At 45.4% G+C, this 21,317-nt stretch carries 20 protein-coding genes; 12 read left to right on the top strand and 8 right to left on the bottom strand.

The features are described from left to right. Window positions 1-31 precede the first annotated feature (31 nt). From ACKU40_RS09525 to ACKU40_RS09510, 4 genes are all read right to left on the bottom strand, one after another. Window positions 32-289 (bottom strand): hypothetical protein, encoded by a 258-nt coding sequence (locus ACKU40_RS09525; RefSeq protein WP_320176283.1) that lies wholly within the window; start codon window positions 287-289, stop codon window positions 32-34. Window positions 290-383: 94 nt separating this feature from the next. Beyond that, window positions 384-899 carry a ribosome biogenesis factor YjgA gene (gene yjgA / locus ACKU40_RS09520; protein ID WP_320176282.1) on the bottom strand — a complete coding sequence of 172 codons (516 nt, stop codon included), beginning with the start codon at window positions 897-899 and terminating at the stop codon, window positions 384-386. Between the two features lie 295 nt (window positions 900-1,194). Then, window positions 1,195-2,076 (bottom strand): DMT family transporter, encoded by an 882-nt coding sequence (locus ACKU40_RS09515; RefSeq protein ID WP_320176281.1) that lies wholly within the window; start codon window positions 2,074-2,076, stop codon window positions 1,195-1,197. A gap of 1 nt (window position 2,077) precedes the next feature. Continuing rightward, window positions 2,078-2,515 carry a C-GCAxxG-C-C family protein gene (locus ACKU40_RS09510; RefSeq protein ID WP_320176280.1) on the bottom strand — a complete coding sequence of 146 codons (438 nt, stop codon included), beginning with the start codon at window positions 2,513-2,515 and terminating at the stop codon, window positions 2,078-2,080. A gap of 578 nt (window positions 2,516-3,093) precedes the next feature. On the opposite strand from ACKU40_RS09510, the gene ACKU40_RS09505 reads away from it, so the two are divergent. Together ACKU40_RS09505 and ACKU40_RS09500 are read left to right on the top strand one after the other, a co-directional pair. Then, a complete protein-coding gene (locus tag ACKU40_RS09505; RefSeq protein ID WP_320176279.1) occupies window positions 3,094-3,573 on the top strand; it encodes an Lrp/AsnC family transcriptional regulator in 480 nt (159 codons plus the stop codon). A gap of 140 nt (window positions 3,574-3,713) precedes the next feature. Further along, a complete protein-coding gene (locus tag ACKU40_RS09500) occupies window positions 3,714-6,737 on the top strand; it encodes a proline dehydrogenase family protein (RefSeq protein WP_320176278.1) in 3,024 nt (1,007 codons plus the stop codon). 82 nt (window positions 6,738-6,819) lie between these two features. On the opposite strand, the gene ACKU40_RS09495 is transcribed toward ACKU40_RS09500, so the two are convergent. Beyond that, window positions 6,820-8,787 (bottom strand): HAMP domain-containing methyl-accepting chemotaxis protein, encoded by a 1,968-nt coding sequence (locus ACKU40_RS09495; RefSeq protein WP_320176277.1) that lies wholly within the window; start codon window positions 8,785-8,787, stop codon window positions 6,820-6,822. Between the two features lie 206 nt (window positions 8,788-8,993). Here ACKU40_RS09495 and ACKU40_RS09490 point away from each other — a divergent pair, with 206 nt between their 5' ends. From ACKU40_RS09490 to ACKU40_RS09475, 4 genes are read left to right on the top strand one after another with little or no spacing between them, the layout of a single operon-like run. After that, entirely contained in the window at window positions 8,994-10,109 is a 1,116-nt protein-coding gene (locus ACKU40_RS09490; protein ID WP_320176276.1) for an MlaE family lipid ABC transporter permease subunit, read from the top strand. 1 nt (window position 10,110) lies between these two features. Beyond that, window positions 10,111-10,908, top strand: a complete 798-nt coding sequence (locus ACKU40_RS09485; protein ID WP_320176275.1) for an ATP-binding cassette domain-containing protein — start codon at window positions 10,111-10,113, stop codon at window positions 10,906-10,908. Beyond that, window positions 10,905-12,062: an MlaD family protein gene (locus ACKU40_RS09480; RefSeq protein ID WP_320176274.1), complete on the top strand. Its 1,158-nt coding sequence runs from the start codon at window positions 10,905-10,907 to the stop codon at window positions 12,060-12,062. Before ACKU40_RS09485 ends, ACKU40_RS09480 begins: the two co-directional genes overlap by 4 nt. Continuing rightward, window positions 12,062-12,745 (top strand): hypothetical protein, encoded by a 684-nt coding sequence (locus ACKU40_RS09475; RefSeq protein WP_320176273.1) that lies wholly within the window; start codon window positions 12,062-12,064, stop codon window positions 12,743-12,745. The genes ACKU40_RS09480 and ACKU40_RS09475 overlap by 1 nt, the downstream gene beginning before the upstream one ends. On the opposite strand, the gene ACKU40_RS09470 is transcribed toward ACKU40_RS09475, so the two are convergent. Then, the gene (locus ACKU40_RS09470) at window positions 12,727-13,878 is read right to left on the bottom strand and encodes a diguanylate cyclase (RefSeq protein WP_320176272.1); all 1,152 of its coding nucleotides are present in this window, start codon (window positions 13,876-13,878) and stop codon (window positions 12,727-12,729) included. The genes ACKU40_RS09475 and ACKU40_RS09470 overlap by 19 nt on opposite strands. 193 nt (window positions 13,879-14,071) lie before the next feature. Here ACKU40_RS09470 and ACKU40_RS09465 point away from each other — a divergent pair, with 193 nt between their 5' ends. The 6 genes from ACKU40_RS09465 to ACKU40_RS09440 all read left to right on the top strand — a co-directional run bounded on the left by ACKU40_RS09465 (window position 14,072) and on the right by ACKU40_RS09440 (window position 20,096). After that, a complete protein-coding gene (locus ACKU40_RS09465; protein ID WP_320176271.1) occupies window positions 14,072-14,674 on the top strand; it encodes a DUF445 family protein in 603 nt (200 codons plus the stop codon). Window positions 14,675-14,789: 115 nt separating this feature from the next. Beyond that, window positions 14,790-15,743 (top strand): tetratricopeptide repeat protein, encoded by a 954-nt coding sequence (locus ACKU40_RS09460; RefSeq protein ID WP_320176270.1) that lies wholly within the window; start codon window positions 14,790-14,792, stop codon window positions 15,741-15,743. Between the two features lie 15 nt (window positions 15,744-15,758). Then, a complete protein-coding gene (locus tag ACKU40_RS09455; RefSeq protein ID WP_320176269.1) occupies window positions 15,759-16,937 on the top strand; it encodes a hypothetical protein in 1,179 nt (392 codons plus the stop codon). Window positions 16,938-17,108: 171 nt separating this feature from the next. Continuing rightward, a complete protein-coding gene (locus ACKU40_RS09450; protein WP_320176268.1) occupies window positions 17,109-17,846 on the top strand; it encodes a transporter substrate-binding domain-containing protein in 738 nt (245 codons plus the stop codon). 73 nt (window positions 17,847-17,919) lie between these two features. Then, window positions 17,920-18,657: a transporter substrate-binding domain-containing protein gene (locus ACKU40_RS09445; RefSeq protein ID WP_320176267.1), complete on the top strand. Its 738-nt coding sequence runs from the start codon at window positions 17,920-17,922 to the stop codon at window positions 18,655-18,657. 503 nt (window positions 18,658-19,160) lie between these two features. Continuing rightward, a complete protein-coding gene (locus tag ACKU40_RS09440) occupies window positions 19,161-20,096 on the top strand; it encodes a hypothetical protein (protein ID WP_320176266.1) in 936 nt (311 codons plus the stop codon). Between the two features lie 78 nt (window positions 20,097-20,174). Here ACKU40_RS09440 and rpe read toward each other — a convergent pair whose 3' ends face one another. Then, window positions 20,175-20,843 carry a ribulose-phosphate 3-epimerase gene (rpe, locus tag ACKU40_RS09435; protein WP_320176265.1) on the bottom strand — a complete coding sequence of 223 codons (669 nt, stop codon included), beginning with the start codon at window positions 20,841-20,843 and terminating at the stop codon, window positions 20,175-20,177. Then, complete coding sequence (locus ACKU40_RS09430) at window positions 20,844-21,308, bottom strand: AsnC family transcriptional regulator (protein WP_320176264.1); 465 nt, start codon at window positions 21,306-21,308, stop codon at window positions 20,844-20,846. Window positions 21,309-21,317 lie beyond the last annotated feature (9 nt).

Here is a 21,317-nt window from a genome sequence, read left to right as displayed (position 1 = left end):
GGTTTTGAATTATTGTGGTTACAGCTGCTAGCTATCTGGTCCACGCAAGGAGGTTGAACGGAGTGTATTTGTTATCCGGGTTTTCCGCATAGCGGCAACCGAGGTTGGAATCATCGCGTTTGTTAACGATGTCGCAGTCGGAGCCTACATAGTGCGGGCATTTATTGTTGTTGCAGACTACGATTACCCCCCAACCGGATTCCGGCGGTGCAATCCAAGGGCTGAGCTCTTCTCCACAATGGGGGCATGTTCTTTCTTCCAGTTCAACACCACTAAAAGTATAAGTCACGGTATTTCTCCTTGATTTTTTTCTTGGAAACGGGACTGTGAATTAATTCACAACATAAGTAAAGTAAGAATGTAATCTCAGTAGTCAAGACCGCTTATTCAGATAATTCTCGCAGTGCTTTGAAAAGAGCACGGGCAGACTTCGGCGGCTTGGATTGATCTTTTTCTTTCTTGGCATTGCGGGCCAATTGTGAAAGTCGCTGGCGGTCAGCCTGTGGATGCAGTTCCATGATTTCGTCAAATACGGAAAGATCACCTTCAATCAATCTGCTGCGCCACACTTCGAGAGCGTGGAATTTCATGTTGTCGGCTTTGTTACCGGTTTCGATATCTTCAATGAAGTCTATAAGAGGCTGCGGATCGATATCGCGCATGAGTTTACCGATGTATTGCACTTTACGGCGTTTGGCTTCATGGGCTGTTATAGCCATGGCATCCAGTGCTTCTTCAATAAAGTAGTCCGGAAGGCCGCATTTCTTGACCAGTTCCGGGCCGAGGGTCATCAGCTTTTCGGCAAGTTTCTGCAATGCGGTCATGTCACGCTTTTTTTGCGATCTGCTCGGACCGGAATATTCCTCTTCATCATTATATAAGTCATCTGAGTCGTACATATATTAATGCCTCCAGCGGCTCTCCGAGTGCCAGATAACTTTTTGAGTTTATCCGGACTCTTCAAAAACTTTTACTAGGCTTCGCCGCTCTTTCTAAAATTTGACTGTTGTTAACAAAATACTGTTTTTAGTAGTTATTATAGACCCAAACTATTAACAGGTTTTATGGCTCCGACAGGCCCCGTTGTAGTTAGGTTGGAAGCTTTGCTTCGAGTCTTACGAATACGTGCGGGCTTGATGCTGCCGAAAGCGAAATCTTTCTAAAAGAGCGCGTAGCGCATCATAATATAAAAGTCTAGCTACGGTTGGTCAGCCAGACTCCGAAGATGGTCAGTGCGCCACCGGTTACGAGAAAAAGGTCAACAGGTTCATTTAGCATGATGGCTCCGAGGATGACTGCTACAACCGGGACGAGGTTGATGAAAATTCCGGTCTTGGATGGACCTATTTCCTGCATTGCTTCAAAGTACCAGCTGAATCCCAGTCCTGTGCCGAACAGGGCCAGATACAGAATGCAGCTGTAGTCCACAAGGGAAGCACTTACAATTTCAGAAGTCAGACCATGATAGAGGGCAGGGCCGAAAAGCATCATTGTTCCAAACAGGCAGCACCAGTAGACCATTTCAATAGGATGGATCTTTTTCATGACCGGCTTTCCGGCTAGAGAATAGGCCGCCCAGCTGATTACGCAGCCGATGATGCATAAATCTCCGTAGCTGGTTCCCTCTGTAATTATGGATATGGGATTGCCGTGCCCTATGATGGTGCTGACCCCGGTCAGGGCCAGAATGAATCCGGCAATCTTCCATAACGTAAATTTTTCCTTGAAAATAATGGCAGACCCAAGGGCGATGAAAGTCGGTGTGGCGGCAATGATCAGTGCGGCCCTGCCTGCGGTTACGGTCTGGAGTCCGCTGAAAAACAGAATATTATACAGAAAAACTCCGGTCAGACCGAGGAACGAAAGTGGCAGAATATCTGCTTTGGTACAGCTGGGCTTCTTTCCTGTGGCCCTGCATGTAAGAAAAAACATGAAGATGGTCGCAAAGAAAAAGCGGAGGAATGCTGCAGAGTATGGAGTCAGGTCTCCGGCCAGAATTCTTCCTGCAATCCAGGTTCCGCCCCAGAAAATAACGGAACCGATGAGTTTAAAGTAGAGTAGTGCGGGTGATGACATGTTATGCTTTTTTGTGGAGTAGGTTGATTGTGAAGTCCGTTATATCTTCAACTAGGGGTAAACATTTGCTTTGTTTAACTCTATTTTCCTGAAAATATTTCTGACCTTGTGTGGTGGATAAGTCGCAGGTCGTGATGTCGAAGCAGTTGATAGATTCATTACGTTCATTGAAGTGTTCCGTCAATTTTTGAACTAGGCTGTAGCAATCATCAACTTTATGCTCCGGTGAATTTCGGCCGTGGGTAAGGCTTACTGCCAGAATAGCTCCTTGCAATGCCCCGCATACTCCTTTTGTTCTTGAGGTTCCTGAACAGAAGGCTGTTGTGACAGAGGGTATGCATGGATTATTCATGCCTGTAGATTCGGCTATCGCCAGTAATACACTTTCAGCACACAGATAGCCGTTAGTGAAGTAATGACATGCTTTTTTTTCATTCACGATTTTACTCCAATTTAAATGTTCTATTTCAGTTTTAATAAAGTAATACCTCGCTTGTATTGCGGATTGTACTGATAAAATTTGTTCAGATTGTTTTATGCAGTGAAAAAGAAGATTAATATTCAGGAATCCGAAGAATGTTCGGAAGGCTTGCTTTGTTCTGCTTTATTACATAATATACGAACTTAATTCGTCAAGATCCATTTGGCCTTAAAATACCTCCGATTCCTGTGTAGTCGCTTTCTGTACTTACGAAATCAGACTTTTGTATTAATTGTTTTTAAGTATTGCAGCATTGAAACGTGTTGTTCTGTCTTTATTGTTATGTCGATTTCCTACAAAATTGTATGTTACTTGATGAATGTTTGTTTTTTTGATTGATCAATTAATCAGTAAGTCACAGGTATATGATGCATGTTTTGGTGTGCAGTATTCGAAAATTCAGGTATAAGGGCTCTTGAGTAGAAAATTGTTCGGTTACATTGCTGTTTTGCTTAACTTTTGATGTTTAGATGCGTGTCGTTAGGTGATTTCTTCTTGACAAAACTTTGAAAATTGAATTTTATTCTAAAAGACAAATGAATAAGAGAAAAATTGACGAAACTGATCGTAGAATTCTGACAATACTTCAGAATAGTGGCCGAGTCTCCAATGCCGATATCGCAAGAAAGGTCGGCATGGCTCCTTCAGCGGTGCTTGAGCGTGTCCGCAAGCTGGAACGCAAAGGTGTGCTTACCGGATATGAAGCTATCGTTAACCCGAAGTCTGTCGGACGTTCCCTTACCGCCTTTATATTTGTGAATGTAAATGAAGGCGTAGGTGCCACCTCCACAGGTGAAGAACTTTCACGGGTTCCCGGTGTTTTGGAAGTGCATTACTGTGCAGGGCGCGACAGCTATCTTATAAAAGTCCGCTGCGAAGATACCGACGGACTAGCCATTATGCTGGGGCAGATCGGAAGAATCGAAACCGTCAGGGACACCAATTCAACAATCGTATTAAACACTATCAAGGAGTCTCGGGCAATTCCTCTTGAAGAGGATGATTACGAATCATAGCAGACTGTGAAATATCCCGTGTTCAGGCTCGGCAGTGAGAGCCTGTAAATTCCTGTTGATTCAGGGTCGGAGTGATTTTTGATCGGTCTGCAAAATTTATGATTTTGAAGAACCATTAAAAATCTCTAAGGAGAGCAGGTATGAACGCAGAAGTCTCCACTCTGGACAGCAAAGTAATCGAACGTGGGAAACAGTTTTTTGATTCCATATCCGGTGAAGCGCCTTCAGTCTTTAATAAGGGTTGGTGGACAGGTAAGGTTATGGACTGGTCCATGAAAAATGAAGATTTCAAGGTCCAGATGTTCCGCTTTGTTGATGTGTTGCCATACCTGAATACTTCCGAGTCTCTTTCGAGGCACATTGAAGAGTATTTTGCCGGAGAAGACAGCAATATCCCCGATGTTCTCAAGTGGGGTGCCACCAAGACCGGATTTGGCGGTGGGCTTGTCGCCAAGGTGCTGAACAAGACTATCCGCTCCAACATTGAAGGCATGGCCCGCCAGTTTATTATCGGCCAGAAATCCAAGGAAGCGGTTAAAGGCATTCGCAAGCTGCGTAAAGACGGTTTTGCATTTGTCCTTGACCTGCTTGGTGAAGCTACCGTTTCACATGAGGAAGCTGCAGCTTACCGTGATGGTTATCTGGAAGTCCTTGATGCAATCGAAAATGAATACAAGAAATGGGATGCCCTTGATGCTTCCGGTGATCTTGACTGGGGCCATGCTCCCAAGATCAACGTAGCAGTTAAGCCTTCCGCATTTTACTCCCAGTCCAAGCCGGTAGACCTTGAAGGTACTGTGCAGGGTATGATGGATGCCATCGAGCCTGTGTACAAGAAGATCATGGGCATGGGCGGTTTCATGTGTATCGACATGGAAGCCCTGAAATATAAAGAGCCCACCGTTGAAATGTACAAGCGGTTCAGGAAAAAATATCCTGATTATCCGCATCTCGGAATTGTTTTTCAGGCCTACCTGCGCAGCGTGGATGATGATGTCTCCGACATGATCGAGTGGGCTCGCGCAGAGAATCTGCCAATCTCCATTCGTCTGGTAAAGGGTGCTTACTGGGATTACGAAACCGTACTCGCCAAGCAGAATGATTGGCCTGTTCCGGTCTGGACTCACAAGCCCGAATCCGACATGGCTTATGAGCGTGTGGCCCGAATGATTCTTGAGAATCAGGATATCTGCCATTTTGCATGCGCTTCACACAACATCCGTACAATTTCTTCAGTAATGGAAGTTGCCAATGAACTTGGCGTTCCTGAAGACAGATATGAGTTTCAGGTTCTTTACGGAATGGCTGAACCAGTACGTAAAGGTCTCCGCAACGTTGCCAAACGTGTCCGCCTCTACTGCCCATACGGTGACCTTATTCCCGGTATGGCTTATCTTGTTCGCCGCCTGCTGGAAAACACCGCTAACGAATCCTTCCTCAAGCAGACCTTTGCAGATGAAGCTGATGTAAGTCGTCTGTTGGAAAATCCTGAGCTGACCCTTGAGCGGGAACTTGCCGCCAAGCCTAAAAAGAATCCGGGTAACAAGACTCCTGAAGGTGAACTGCCGCCGTTCAACAACTTCCCGCCTGCTGATTTCACTGTGAAAGAAGAGCGTGCCGGTTTCCCCGTAGCCATGTCTAAGATCAGGAAGGATTTCGGCAAACGCTACCCGCTCTATATCGGTGGACAGGAAATCGTTACCGACGATACTCTCGATTCTTACAATCCGGCTGATACTTCCGAGATCATCGGTTCCGTTTGTCAGGCAGGAACAGCGGAAGTCGATAAGGCCGTTGCAACAGCAAAACAGGCTTACCTCGAGTGGCGTGATGTCGAGCCCAAAGAACGTGCCCAGTATCTGCTCAAGGCTTCTCAGTATCTCAAGGATAATATTTATGACCTTTGTGCCTTGCAGGTTCTAGAAGTCGGAAAGCAGTGGGATCAGGCTCAGGCTGATGTTGCCGAGGCTATCGACTTCCTCGAATATTATGCCCGCGAGATGATACGTCTTGGTGTTCCCAAGCGTATGGGTAACGCACCGGGTGAATATTCCCAGTATTTTTATCAGGGCAAGGGTGTTGCCGCGGTGATTGCTCCGTGGAACTTCCCGCTGGCTATCAGTGTAGGGATGGTTTCAGCTGCAATTGTGTCCGGTTGTCCGGTTGTTTACAAGCCTGCCGGAATTTCTTCCGCAGTTGGTTACGGTATCGTGGAAATGTTCAAGGCTGCAGGCCTGCCGGACGGTGTATTCAACTACTGCCCCGGCCGCGGTTCGGTAATGGGTGATCATCTGGTTGACCATCCCGATGTTTCCGTTATTGCATTCACCGGATCAATGGAAGTCGGCCTGCGTATTCAGGAACGTGCCGCCAAGGTTCATCCCGGACAGGAACAGTGCAAGAAGGTTATTGCTGAAATGGGCGGTAAGAACGGCATTATCATTGATGATGATGCTGACCTTGATGAAGCAGTACTCGGTGTACTTTACGCGGCCTTCGGTTTTCAGGGCCAGAAATGTTCGGCTTGTTCCCGAGTTATTGTCCTTGATTCCATTTATGATCGTTTCATTCATCGCCTCAAGGAAGCAGCTTCGTCCATCAAGCTTGGACCTGCTGAAGATCCTACCAATTACATGGGACCGGTTGTCGATAAGGCAGCTCAAAAGAACGTGCTTGAGTACTGTAAAATTGCCGAGCAGGAAGGTAACGTAGTTATCAAGCATGAAGCTCCGGCTGAATATCGCGACAAGGGCTGTTACGCACCGTTGCTGGTTGTGGATGGCATTACCAAGGAGCATCGCATTGCACAGGAAGAAGTCTTCGGACCGGTTCTGTCCATTATGCGGGCCAAGGATTTTGACGAAGCAATCGATATCGCCAACTCCACCAGGTTTGCGTTGACCGGTGCTGTCTATTCCAGAAGTCCCAAGCATCTTGAAAAGGCTACCCGTGAATTCCGCGTCGGTAACCTCTACCTTAACAAGCCCAGTGTAGGTGCTTTGGTTGAACGCCACGCATTTGGAGGATTTAAGATGTCCGGTGTGGGCTCCAAGTCCGGTGGTCCCGACTACCTGCTCCAGTTCATGGATCCGCGCCTTGTTTGCGAAAACACCATGCGTCGTGGATTCGCACCCATCTCTGAGGATGATGATTGGGTGGCATAGTTTAATCAAGAATAGAAAATGAAATGGCCTGCATATCTACAAGATATGCAGGCCATTTTGTTTTGGTTATGGCAGGTGAAACTTAGCGCTTGTCCTTTGCTTTATGCATCTTTTCGATAAGTGCCTGAAGTTCAGATGCAAGCTGGCTGACATTATCAGCAGCTTCTGCGGACTGGGCTACATTGTCTGATATATCAGCAGAAATGGTGTTTATCTCCATAGTGGAAGAATTGATCTGTTCGGCTGCGGCTGATTGCTCTTCCGTTGCAGTAGCGATCGATTCAACCTGATTAGCTGATTCGGTAACGATTTCAACAATGGACTTTAATGAAATACCGGCATTCTCGGCCAGCTCGGAACATTTGCTAACTGCTTTTTCTGTTGATTGCATAATTTCCAGACTGGTGGAAGTGCCGCTTTGAATTGCGGAAATAGCGCTGCCAACTTCCTGTGTGGCTGTCATGGTCTTTTCAGCCAGTTTACGGACTTCATCTGCTACAACAGCGAATCCGCGACCTGCTTCTCCTGCCCGCGCGGCTTCAATGGCGGCATTCAGGGCCAGAAGGTTGGTCTGGTCGGCAATGTCTGAAATTACGTTCATAATTTCGCCAATGGATTCGGCCTGTTGGTCCTGCTTGGCAAGAGCCGTCTGCAGCTCTCCTGTGCTTGCCTGAACCTGATTTGTTGCTTCGACCACCTGTTCAACAATGGAGAATCCTTCATGGGCTTTCTCGGCAGCATTCCGGGTGCCTTCGGATGCATTGGAAGAGTTACTGGCTACTTCAAGGATAGTTGCACTCATTTGGTCAACGGCTGTGGCCGTTTCCTGTACCCGGTGCTTCTGGTTATCGGCTCCTTGCATAATTCCTGAGGACTGGCGTGCAAGTTCTTCTGCCGCAGAGTTGAGACTTAAGGTGATGTCACCTGCATCATCCGCAATGGCGGAAAGAGTCGCAAGAAGTGAAGTTGCATATTCTTTTTCAGAGTGGGCTTCTTCCATAGCCATCTTAGCTTTCTGAGCCTGATTGTCTGCCTCAACAGATTTTTGCTCAGCTTCGTCCATGCTTTTCTTTAACTGGATGACCATCTCAGCAATTGTTACGCGTAACTCCTCCAGTTCTCCGTGAAAACTGATTCTGTTGCATGATTCAAAATCACCGCCACTGACTTCTCTAGCACACGCCTGTAATGCTGAAAGTGGGCCGAGAATGGATCGGATAATGAAGATTATTGCTGTAATGAGCAATGCAGCGGCAATCAACTCAGCTGCGATAGTTGCGTTGCTGATCAGTTGCTGTTGCTCGTGTAATTGCTTTTCTGATTTGTGTGAAAGATCTTCAAGGAGCGGTTCCATTTTATGGATTATTTTCCTGAATTTGTCTTGTTCTGATTTTAGTTTGAGAGTCATCTGGGCATACTGGTTCATGCCGGTGCCATAAGTTTTAAGTTTTTCGAGAATGTAGTTCTTGCGTTCAGGTTCAAAGTAGGATTCTTCAATGCTGGTGACGAGTAGTTCCATGTTTTTGCTGAATTTATCCAAGTATTTGGGGTCGACTCTCATCATGAAATCTTTTTCGTTTCTGCGCAGTCTGAGGATTCCAGCCTCATAAATTTTGTCACTGCCTATTACAGCCTTTTCGGCATCGTGGACTGCTTTACGCAATTGTCCTTGTAGTCCGGAGTCTTCAGTAAGGCCCAGCTTTATAAAATTATTGGCAACAACCATAAATTGTTTTTCATAACCAGAAGTAAGCGATTTACCCTGTGTCGCTAAGTCCTTGAGAGGACTTTTTTCAAGTTCTGCAAGATGGGTATGCATTGATTTTGTTTTAGCCTTAACTTTGTCAATATAATCTGCCTCCTTGCGCAGCAGGAAATCTTTTTCTGCCCGTCTGGCCTGCAGCATTTCAATTTCGAGTTCAAGCGCGTGCTCTTCCATAAGCAGATTTTTCTGCATTAGTTGCGTGCCATAAAAGTTGATGGCAAAAACAGCGAATAATCCTGCTAGTGCTAAGGCTCCAATAGACCAAAGCTTCATTTTTATAGTCATCGATTTGCCTCCGGCTGGCTTATTTATTACATGTTCTGATGGTATGTTTAGCTGTAATCAATTAATAATATACCACTGCAGAGTAGTAATGGATACATATAGAATTAGAAAATATGGCAGCATTGAATCCTGCATACTTCTTGCTTCCCTTTCGACTTACCACCTGCTAGAAAGCATGATATATAATTGGAAAAGAGTGTATTATTATGATCTCAGATTCTATTGCATTTCAAATATCAGGCTCAACTATGAGTGTCTCCGGTCGTCTTGATGCCGAAGGAGCCGGGGAAGTCTGGGATAAAGCCCGTGCCGCTGTGGCGGCAGGGTGTTCGGTGGTGGAATGTTCCGGGATTGAATATCTGGACGGAGGCGGAGCTTCGTTGTTTATGATGATGAAGGCCGGCTGCCGTGATCGGGGTAGTTCTCTCGTCATTAACGGGCTGCGTCCCGAGTTTGCATCTTTTCTTGATTTATTTGACCTTGATAAAGCTGCTCCACCAAGTGAGCAGGTAAAAAACAAAGGCGGCATACAGGGCTGGATTACATCCGTCGGATTATCCGGTCAGGCTGTGGCCGCAGATATGCGTGAACAAATTGAATTTACAGGGAATTGCGTTCTTGCATCCCTTTCTACCGCGACTTTAAAGAACAGGCTGCGCTGGCCTGATTTCTGGCTTACATGTGAGAAAGTCGGAGCAGACGGATTGCCTATCATCCTGCTGATCGGTTTCCTGATGGGGTTGATCATGTCATTCCAGTCCGCAGTATCCCTGATGCGTTTCGGGGCTGAAATTTTTGTACCCAACATGCTCGGCTTGGTCATGTTTCGCGAACTTGGTCCTATGGTCACAGCTATTTTGCTTGCCGGACGGACCGGATCAGCTTTTGCCGCTGAAATAGGGACCATGAAAGTCAATGAGGAGCTGGATGCCCTGAATACCATGGGGCTTAATCCTGTAAGTTTTCTCGTTCTGCCACGGGTGCTGGCTACTGTCTGCATGACTCCGCTGCTGACCCTCTTTTTCAACTTCATGAGCCTTGTGGGCGGGGCGCTGGTTATGCTTTCCATGGGCTATCCGTTGGCGACATATTGCGGGCGAGTTTTTGAGAATGTGCAGTGGATGGACTTTTCCGGAGGTATGATCAAGGCAGTAGTCTTCAGTTTTCTTGTTGCCGGGATCGGTTGCCAGCGCGGGCTGGTTACCAAGTCAGGGGCCAGTGCGGTGGGTGATTCCACCACCAGCGCAGTGGTCAGCGGAATTATTCTTATTGCCGTGTTTGATGGTATTTTTGCAGTAATCTTTTTCCTTACGGGTATTTAAATTGGTTCGCACAAATAAAAATATAATTAACGTGCAGAACCTGACCTGCGCCTACGGTGATGCGGTCATCATCGATGATATTTCTTTTGATGTCCGGCAGGGGGAAATTTTTGTTATCCTCGGTGGATCCGGTTGCGGTAAGAGTACTGTGCTGAAGCATATGATCGGACTTTATCCTCCGGCAGCCGGTGAAATCCTTATCGAAGGGGATGATATAGGTTCTGCTTACGGACGGCATAGATTGGCAATATTGCAGCGGATCGGGGTTATGTATCAGATGGGAGCTTTGTTCGGCTCCATGACTCTGCTTGAAAATGTACGCCTTCCGCTGGAGGAATTTACGTCCATGCCGCGAGAAGCCATGGATTACACCGCACGTATGAAGCTTTCTCTGGTCGGTCTTGAAGCTTCAGCGGATAAGATGCCCTCCGAACTTTCCGGGGGAATGCTCAAGCGCGGGGCTATTGCCAGAGCTATGGCCCTTGATCCCAAAATTCTATTTCTGGATGAGCCTTCTGCCGGGCTTGATCCTATCACTTCAGCCGAGCTCGATGAGTTGATTCGCAGCTTATCACGTTCGCTGGGGGTAACATTTGTAATTGTAACACATGAGTTACAATCTATTTTTTCCATTGCGGATCGGGTGATCATGCTCGACAAGAGCACTCGTGGCATTATTGCCGAAGGTGATCCCCGTATTCTGAGTGAGAAATCGGAGCATCCGCTTGTGCGTAGGTTCTTTCATCGAGAAGTTGAAAGTAAAGCTATGGAACAGACCTTGGCTACGGAGAATATATGAGTCGGAAAACCAATCCTTTCAGGCTGGGACTTTTTATAATTATCGGCACCATACTTTTTGTGTCGGTGCTGGCAATACTTGGCGCGGGTAAGATATTTGAGCAAAGTGTTAAAATGGAAACCTACCTTAATGAGTCCGTGAATGGTCTTGAGGTCGGTTCACCTATCAAATTCCGCGGGGTTAAAATCGGTACCGTCAGTCAGATCGGTTTTGTGACCGATCACTATGTGGATTTAAACCAGAGTGCGTTGCGCTACGTATATCTTCTTGGCGATCTTAATCATAAGATGTTTAAAACCAAGGAAGGGCAGGAGCTGGTCCATGCCTTGAAGAAAGAAGTTAATCGGGGCTTGCGTGCCCGTCCTGTTTCTCTCGGGCTGACCGGCCAGCTTTTTCTTGAAATTGATTATGTTGATCCAACAAAAAATCCTCCTTTGGAAATTACATGGAAGCCGAAACATCTTTATGTACCTTCAGCTCCGTCCATGATGAGTAAAGTCGAGAGCGCGGTTGCTTCCATCAGTGATACGCTTGAGGATATCAACAAGGCCAATATCTCCGAGGCTATTGAGGACGTCCGTTCCGTGGCCCAGAGTATGAGCACCTTTCTTAAAAATTCAGATACCGGCGAGATCAGTAAGCGTTTGACCGGAACTCTTACCGAGGCCGAAAAATTTATTGCCCGTGTAAACCAGCTTTTGGCTGATCCGGAAGTGGATAACCTTATGCCCGATGTGGCGGCTGCGGCCCGTAACCTGCGGACAGTCATGGAAAGCTCTTCCGGCGATATTGTGGCTGCTATGAAGGATATCCGTAAAGCTTCCGAGAGTGCTAAAAATGTGACCGGAGGTATGGAAGAATATCTTTCAGGGCCTAAAGGCAAGCAGACGCTGGCAGATCTTTCTACTACCCTTAATAATATCAGCGAAGCCTCTAACAGAATCAAGGGGGCGGCCGCACGTTTTGAATCTACACTTTCAAGGGTGAATATGACTGTGGCGGGACAGCAGGGAAATATCGAAGCAATTCTGGATAATGTACGCAGGCTGATGGAAAATTTACGGGAACTCAGTAATGAGGCCAGACAATATCCTTCCGGTGTCCTCTTTGGTGATCCGCCGAAACAGGCTCCGCTTAAGCAGGGGAGTAAGTAATGGGAAAAAATAAATTAATAAATTTTTGGATATGTAACATTTCGGTTATGTTGGTGTTTGTTGCTCTCTGTGCAGCAGCAGGTTGCGTAAAGCTGGAGCGGCCCAGTCTTGACCGAAAATATTACACTCTCGATGTTGTTCGTGATGATGTACAGGAAAACAATATTAAATCTGTAAAGAATCTGATTGTCCGCAGGATCAAAATTTCACCGCGTTATGAAGATCGTGACCTTGTCTATAAGGTTGGTGATAATGTCTTTGAGGCCGATTACTATAATTCTTTTTTTGTTCCGCCTGCATCATTGATAACTCAGGATTTGCGGGTTTGGATGGGTAAGTCTGGAGTTTTTGCCAATGTGCTGGGGCCTGAAAGCCTTGGTACAGGAGAATTGCTTCTGGAAGGTGTGGTCAATTCAATTTATGGTGATTATTCCTGTATGGAGCCGAAGGCGGTCATCAAGATGCAATTCATCATGCTCAACAACAGCAATCCCGATCTTCCAATTGTGTATTCACGTGATTTCAGCAGAGAGGAGACAATAGGCTCAACCGGACCTGCTGCCCTTGTAAAAGCTATGAACAAAGGGCTTACTGAGATTTTTATTGAGCTTGAAAAAGACTTGGCTGAAACGGTTCGTGCAAACCACTTTGACAGCACAAAGGATTATTCACAGGAAAAATAAACTCTGTTTTTACCCTTTATTTTACAACGGTACATATTGTCATCTGCACGTTTGATCACTTTCTCCAAAGACTCGTCGTTGGAAAATTCAGCAACGCCGATGCTTATTGTTTTATGGATGGGTGATCCGTCTTTTGGATGGTATTTATATTCAGCCAGTGCGATGCGAATGTTTTCTGCTACCTTGATAGCTTCAAGACCGTTTGTTTCGGGCAGGATAACCATGAATTCCTCTCCGCCATAGCGGAAGGCTTTGTCTTTGCCACGAATATTATTTTTGATAATTTTGCCTATGGCCTCAAGGATATCATCACCTGCAGCATGACCGTAAGTGTCATTAAACATCTTAAAGTCATCTACATCCATGAGCATTATGCTTAATGGATTTCCGGTGTTTCGGCTTTTGAAAATCTCTTTTTCTGCAACATCGAGCATGTGACGACGGTTGAAAAGTCCGGTCAGCTGGTCGGTTATACTCAAATTCTTGAATCTTTCTTCACTTTCCTTGAGCTTTTGTTCTGCTTTTTTTCTCTCGGCAATTTCCAGTTCCAAGGCATAGTTCTTTTCATCAAGCTCATGGAGTAGGGTAGCCAACTGTGCTGCGTTATCTTCTTGAAGTTCTTTTACTTCCATCAGTTCTTCAATCAACTCTTCGCGGCGGTGTTCGGCTTCTTTTTCGGAAGTAACATCCTGCATAATGCATATGCAGTTTTCAGGGGTGTCGCAGGTAGCTGCAATGTTGGCTACTGACATGTCAATGAAATGGGGAGCATTGTTTTTATCGGTAATAGCTAGACTAATATTTGCTTTTCCAGCAGGGCCGCAAAAAAGATTATACAGATACTCTCTGCCCTCGCTGTCATCTTCGGAAACAAGTATTTCATGCAATAGCTTACCGATAACTTCATCCTGATCATAGGACGTAATTGTAGTGAAAGCAGAGTTGGCGAATAGGATTTCGCCTTCCTTGTTTAGGATTAAAATGGCTGAAGCGGCGTTAGAAAAAAGATCGCGGAACCGGAACTGTCCACAGTCCGGGCATTTGGCAAGAAGGGAATTTCTCAGGCTTTTGTTTTTATCCCTGAGTTCCGCAAGTTCAGAATAAATTGATCTTGAACAGCTTAAATTCTTCATATCATAATACCCCTCTACTTTACTCCACCCTATTAGGGTGACCACTTTACGTTGATTTGAGAACTAATCAAGTGATTTTTTGTTTAAGAGTATGGTTTGGCTTAATTTGCTTGCACTTTATTAGAATTTAGACAAGGATAATCGCGCACTTCTTTTTAGAGTAACCAGAAAAAATAATTCAGGAAAAAATATAATGATTACTATGAAGCTTCTTCTTTCGCCCGTAATTTGCGCTTTGATCGGTTGGTTTACAAACTTTCTCGCGGTAAAAATGCTTTTTCATCCGCACAAGCCGATAAAAATCGGTCCGTTTACAATTCAAGGTATTTTTCCCAAGCGTCAAAAGGAGTTGGCTCTGCGTCTGGGTGAGATGATCGAGCGTGAGTTGATTTCCCATACAGATATTAAAAATGTTATTCACGATCCGGCGTTTATCGATAAGCATAAAGATGTTGTGCTTGAGTATCTGGATGTCTTCTTCCGTGAAAAACTCACCACTTTGCATCCCATGGTAGGCATGTTTCTGAATGATGAAACAATGAAGACTGTAAAGGGAATGCTTTCTCAGGAGCTCGATTCCATGCTGCCTAAGCTTATCGAAACCACATCTTCGCAGCTTGAGTGTTCCCTTGATTTCAAATGTATCGTTCAGGATAAAGTTGAATGCTTTTCCATGGAGCAGCTTGAGTCGATTCTTTTTTCCATAATGAAGCAAGAGTTTAAATTTATTGAAGTTATCGGTGGAGTCCTCGGTTTCATTATCGGTTTGATTCAGGTAGTACTCTTTATGTTATAATATTTACCGATATAAAGAATTGTTAATCCCGTCTACAGGTCTTTATTATAACTGTAGACGGGATTTTGTTTTCTTGAGGGGTCGTAAACACAAACTCCACCGTATGGAGGATGATGTGAAGCGATTTATTGTTCTGTTGGCTCTTTTTTTATTTCTGTCAACAGGATGTACAACCTTTTCCGGTCCTTACTATCTGAACAGTCAGAAATATAAGGAAGGAATCAAAGCGTTCAGTGAAAAGTTGCAGGAAAATCCGGGTGATGCCGATTATGCATATTATGTTAGCCGTTATTATATGGCGTTGAAAAAGCCGAAAGAAGCTCAGCCATATATCTTAAAAGCCGTCCGCATTGCTCCTGATAATGTCGAATATCTCTTTTGGTCTGGGGTTAACTATTGGGCCCTGAAGCAATACAGCAAGGAGAGGACCGCCTATCGCCGAGTCCTTGAACTGGATCCTAATCATATCTCAGCCAATCTGTATCTCGCCCACAGCTATCTTGAAGAAGGAAAGCTCGTCGAAGCTTCTATTCTTTATGATAAGGTCATAAAATTAGACGAATATAATCCTGAAGCCCTCTATAACCGAGCCGACATACTGGGAAGACAGGGCAAGAAAGAGGAAGCCGTTAAAGCATGGAAAAAATACCTTGAGTATTATCCGGACGGTGCCCTTGCTATGAGCGGAACTGAAAAACTGAATCTGCTCGGTGATTTTACCTACCGCAATTTTATATTCGGAACTCGAAATTTAACTTTACGAAGTATTACGTTCAAGCCCGGTCAAAGTGATTCGGACTTTGAAAGCAAGAACTCTCTGCACGTGATTGCCGCGATGATGGAAGAGAATAAAGATCTCCGTTTCCACATTGTCGCTTATGTGGCTGGCAATGCAGAGTTGGCTAAAGCCCGTGCTATAGGAGTTCGGGATTATATATTGAGCGGGCATCCTGATTTTGATCCCGCAAGAATGCCTTTAAGCTGGTTCGGTTCAGCTGAAGAGGTAGAAAGAAGTGGCAGGACTTTCAAGCTGGACGAATCCATACAGTTTATAACTGTAATTAATTAGGGGAGGGAGGAGTCTATGAAAAACATGTTTAGAAAAAACTTGTGTCTGATTGCGATGCTTATCCTGAGTGTAATGTTGGCAGTTCAACCCTTACTTGCTCAGGATACCCAGACCGGTGAAACAACCGGTGTGACTGAGACCACAGATCCCGCTGATACCGGCGAGGCTACTGACACGACTGAACCTACTGATACTACTGATCCCGGTACGGCTGAAGAAGTTGAAGCTCCGGCATTTGCCAACCCTGCTCAGGCTGCAAAGGCTGAGACTCTTGCTGCCGCTGATGCTGCAGCCAAGGCTGAAGAATTCGGTGAAGCTATCGCTGAGGCAGAAGCTGAAGTTGCTTCCGCTCAGGAAACCGTGGACACCGCAACTACTTCTGTTGAAACGGCGCAGGCTTCTGTAGACAGTTATAATTCTAACCTTGAAGCTGCTGAAGCTGAAATTGCTGCAGCGAATGAAGCAATTAGTGCAGCAAATGATGCTATTGCCGCTGCTGCAGATGACGAAGAAGCTCTGGCAGCAGCTCAGTCTGATCTTGCTGACGCACAGGCAGCCTTGTCCGCAGCAGAAACTGCCAAGACTGAAGCTGAGACCGGTTTGACTGCCGCAGAAACTGATCTTGATGCTGCTTCTGCCGAACTTGCTGCAGCGCAAGGCACTCTTGAGACTGCGAAGGCCGCTGCTGACGAAACTCTTTCTGCTGCCGCAGCAGTTGATACCGCTGCTATTGCCTCTATGCGCGAGCAGGGTATGGGTTGGGGTGAGATCGCCCATGAACTTGGTGTTCATCCCGGTACTCTTGGACTGGGACATCAGAAGCAGGCACAGACACGTACTGCCACAACAACAGAAACTGCAACTGCCAAGAACTACGGTCAAAGTAAGAAATCTGCCGCAGCTACTTCAAGGAACACGAAAACCGGTGTTTCTTCAACTCCCGGTGTTTCCGGCGGTAAGGGTGACAAGTCCGTTGGGCTGAGCCGTGCTTCCAGTAAGGCCCAAGGCGGCGCCAAGGGTTCCGAGTCTGCCTCAAGCGCTAAGTCTTCCGGCGGACGCGGTAACTCCGGCGGAGGAGTTGATGGTGGAGCCGGCGCAAGTACCTCTAGTGCAAATGCCGCATCCAGCGGAGCTAAGGGGCAGGGTGCAAGTAAGGGCAACAAGGGTGGAAATGGTAAGGGCAACAATAAATAAAATAAATATGATTTAAAAATAAAACTCCGGTAACTGCAAAGTTGCCGGAGTTTTTTTCCTTCTTTACTTGTATCAAAAGAAAATATTGTTGTATGATATAGTGGTCTAGCTGTCTGAGAGCCGTAACCACTGAGGGCTTTTTTAACAAATTATTTTAGAGGGGCCAGCGTAATGATTAGGAAAGTAATTTTTATCATTTTATCCGTGCTATTCTTGTTTTCTGGATCGGCATTTGCCGGGAAAATACATTTTGCAGAGGGAGAATGGGCGCCTTATGTTTCCAAAAATCTCCCTGAGAACGGTTTTTCTACTGAAATCGTCCGGGCAGCTTTGAAAGCGGTGGGTCTGGAACCTGAACTAGAATATTATCCATGGAAAAGATCAATTAACTTGGTTGAAGCAGGCGAGGCTGCGGGGTCTTTCCCTTGGTCCAAAACACCGGAACGTGAAAAACAATTGTTGTTTTCAGATCCTCTCCATTCAACCCGCGAAGTTCTTTTTTACATGAAATCAAAATTCCCCGATGGACTCAAATTTAATTCGTTATCAGACCTCAAGACTTATGTAATTGGCGGAACTGCTGGGTACTGGTATGAGAAAGCTTTTAAGGAAGCCGGACTAAAAGTGGATTATGTCTCAGACACTAAGACGTCATTTAAGAAGCTTGAGAGGGGCCGTGTTGATCTGATTCCTGAGAATGAGCTTGTGGGGTGGACTATCATCAAAGAAATGTTTCCCGGACAGGAAAATAAATTCGGGGCAACAACAGATACTACGAGATCTGGACAAATGTACGTTATCTTTTCCAAAGATAAAGCTGAGCTTGTAACTATGTTTAACGAGGGGCTTAAAAAAATTAAAAGTGATGGAATCTATAGTGCGATTTTAAAAAAGTATAATCTGAAATAGATTTCTATATCAGGTAAAAAGAGATTACAGCAATTTAGTTTGCTGTAATCCTTATTATGGGGATTCGCTTGTGATGAAGAAATTCATTTTTTTATTCGCCATGACCGTGCTTATCGTTTATGGGCATGCTAATGCTGCAAAACTGCATTTTGCTGAAGGCGAGTGGGTCCCGTATGTTTCACAGGATCTACACAATAATGGTGTCAGTGCTGAAATTGTGAGTGCTGCGTTGCAAGCCGTTGGGCTGGATGTCGAGTATTCATTTTATCCTTGGAAGCGTTCGCTTATAATGGTTGAAAAGGGCGCTGCTGTAGGGTCTTTCCCGTGGTCAAAAACCCCTGAGCGCGCTAAAGTACTTCTTTATTCTGATCCGATCCACTCCACGCGTGAGGTCCTTTTTTATTTGAAAGATAGGTTTCCTGAAGGTGTGGAATTCAAAGCTTTGCCAGATTTAAGCAGCTATGTTTTCGGTGGAACAAGAGGATATTGGTATGAGGATTATTTCATCAAACACGGTCTGAATGTGGATTATGTTGCTGATCCTGAGACCTCTTTTATGAAGCTTGAAAAAGGGCGTGTCGATTTTGTCCCGGAGAATGAGCTGGTTGGTTGGTCTTATCTGAGAAAGTTGTTCCCTGGAAATGAAAGCAAATTTGGTGCAAGTCGCAAGGCCTATCGTTCTGAAAAAATGTATGTGATTTTCAATAAAAAAAAAGGGAGAGTCCCGCGGAATAGGTTTAATGAGGGATTAAGAATAATACGAAAAAATGGAGTTTATGATGCAATCCTTAAAAAGTACAATTTGAAATAGATTGTATTTTGATTCCTTCTGGTAACTGGGTATTGTATTAATGCCTCTAGCTTAGTTGCTTTTTTAGCGTTGTCTCGGGGCTGGTTCGCGAGGGATTTTGTTAAAATGTTTAGTATGCGATCGCTGTGCTCAGATTTTTGGGTCGCCAGCACCAGCGGAGTTTCATAAATCTGCTTCCAGTTCAATCTCGCTTGATTTCAAAATTTCTCTGAGTTTTGCAATGGATTTTCCGTGCTCAGGTAGTTGTTTTCCAGAGTATGGTTCCCAATCCAGCGAAGTTATTTTCAATTTTTTAAACGGAAATTCAGCTGCACTATAACATCGGAACCGGTTGGGTAGAAGGAAATTTGAAAGATGGGGAAGATGCGTAAGCGATGATAATTATGGCGTTCATGGTTGAATACATTCCAGTTAAGTTGGCTGTAGTTGTGTTATAATGCTTATGGTATTGCATATGTTAGATTCAGAAAAATCATGATGGACATTTCAACTAAGGAGTGCATATGGATATTCAAAAATTGGAAGCTGGTGATGTTCTGCTTTTTTCAGCTGAGAAGGGCAGCTTTATTTCTTGGGCAATCACATTTTTAACTGATGCGCCTGTAAGTCATGCTGCAATGTTTTACGATGTTCCCAAGCAGCTGATTATTGAGGAAAGCCCACCGCAGGTTGCGACCAATAACGCTCTTGAGCGCTTTAAGGACAGGAAGATTACTGTTCGTCGCTTGAAAGAAGAGTTGCCTATGGTTCCGGTTATTGATGTTGCCAATACTTACCTTAATGATGAGGAACCATACGATCAAAGCGGTTTGTATTTTGTAGGATTGCTTCTGTTATACAGAAAGTTTACTCCAAGCTCGGCTAAGCAGCGAGTGATGATTAGAATTTTCAAAAAGATAACCGCTTCTATTGTTGAATACATCCATAAGCATCAAAGCCCCGGCAAGGCACCGATGGTTTGTTCTCAGTTTGTGGCCCAATGCTACGCCAATGCCGGACCGGAATATAAACTCAAATTTAAAGGTGGCCTTCTGCAAAAGTCCGCAACGGCACAGCTGGATGATAAAAATTTAATTGAACAGGTTTTGGAAAAACTGGATCAAGCAGAACTTCCGCAGCCACAAAGACTGCTTGCGTCAGTTATGGAGCCTGAAAAGGAAATTTTCCTTTCGGGAGAGGATTTGTGTCGGGAGTTACAAGAGGCATTTTTAGATGAATCAGATAACGTTTCAGTTTCGATTTCTGATGAATTTACTGAAGCTGTGGCGCAGTTTGCTTACGCGCATAATCTTGCACTTACCGGGCAGGCGTCAGCTCTGTCAGACCAGAATGTTCCGCAATTACTGCGTGACTTGAATGACTATGAGAATATGTTCACCACACCGGGAGATCTGCTTAAGGCATGTGAAAGTCTTAAAGATGTTTGTGTGATAAAATAGTCTGAAGGGTTATTTGGGAGTTTTTAAGGCCGGGTAAGGGGATACCCGTTAAAGTTCCCCTTACCCGGCACCGGAGACCTAGCCTGCGCAGGTCTCCAGAAAGAGTTTGTGTCTTTCTGCGTAAGGCGGATATTTGAAGAATGCGGAACCGGAAACAAGCACGTCTGCGCCTGCCTCAACCAGTTCACGACAATTCTCCATGGTCACGCCGCCATCAAGCTGAATGAGGGTTTCAGCACCCATTTCATCGATCATTGCCCGCAGGTCACGCACTTTCTGAGTACAGAAAGGAATGTATTTCTGACCGCCGAAACCGGGGTTCACGGACATTATCAGTACCATATGCAACTGCGGAATCAGGTATTTGATGGATTCCAGCGGAGTTGCCGGGTTCAGTGCAACAGCAGGTTTTACACCTTTTTCTTCAATGGCTGCCACTGCGCGTTCAAGATGCACTGTGGATTCAGCATGAATGCAGAGCAGGTCTGCTCCGGCATCACAGAATTCATCAATATAACGTTCGGGCTGCTCGATCATGAGATGGCAGTCAAAGAACAGGTTGCACTCTTTGCGCATGGACTTGATTACCGGAGGCCCGAAAGTGATGTTGGGCACGAATTTACCGTCCATTACATCAAGGTGCGCCCATTTAAGACCTGCTTCTTCCAGTGCTTTCAGTTCATCTGCAAGACGGCTGAAATCACAGGAAAGCAGGGACGGGGAAATGATAGTTTCCTTAGCTGCCATTTATTTTTTCTCCTTGTCTTCCTTCATGTCAAAATCAACCTTGATCTTGAACAGCTTGGTCGCGGGCAGGTAAAGTACGCGGATGCCTGTTTTCTCGGTAATAGCATCGAGAGTGGCAATCACGGTTTCTTTGTCCGGACCGATGAAGGTAAACCAGATGTTGAAGTCATTTTCACGCAGGTAGTTATGGGTAACGCCGCTGTGACGGTTAACCTCGGCTACAAACTCATCCATTTTTTCTTCAGGCACGCTGGCTGCGCACAGGGTGGAATGCCAACCCAGTTCGCGGGAACCGAAGTTTGCGCCTACGCGGCGGATTACACCTTCTTCGCGTAGGGCGTTGACCCTTGAAAGCGCTTCGTCTTCGGATACTCCCACCAGCTTCCCGATCTCCTCGTAGGGGCGTGAAACAATGGGGAAGTGGGACTGGATGATGCCGAGAATCTCTTTATCTACTGCGTCCATTTATCTTTC

The sequence above is a fragment of the Maridesulfovibrio sp. genome (genome assembly GCF_963666665.1).
In the GTDB taxonomy this organism is placed as follows: Bacteria; Desulfobacterota; Desulfovibrionia; order Desulfovibrionales; family Desulfovibrionaceae; genus Maridesulfovibrio.
This window is presented reverse-complemented; position numbering and strand designations above follow the sequence as displayed.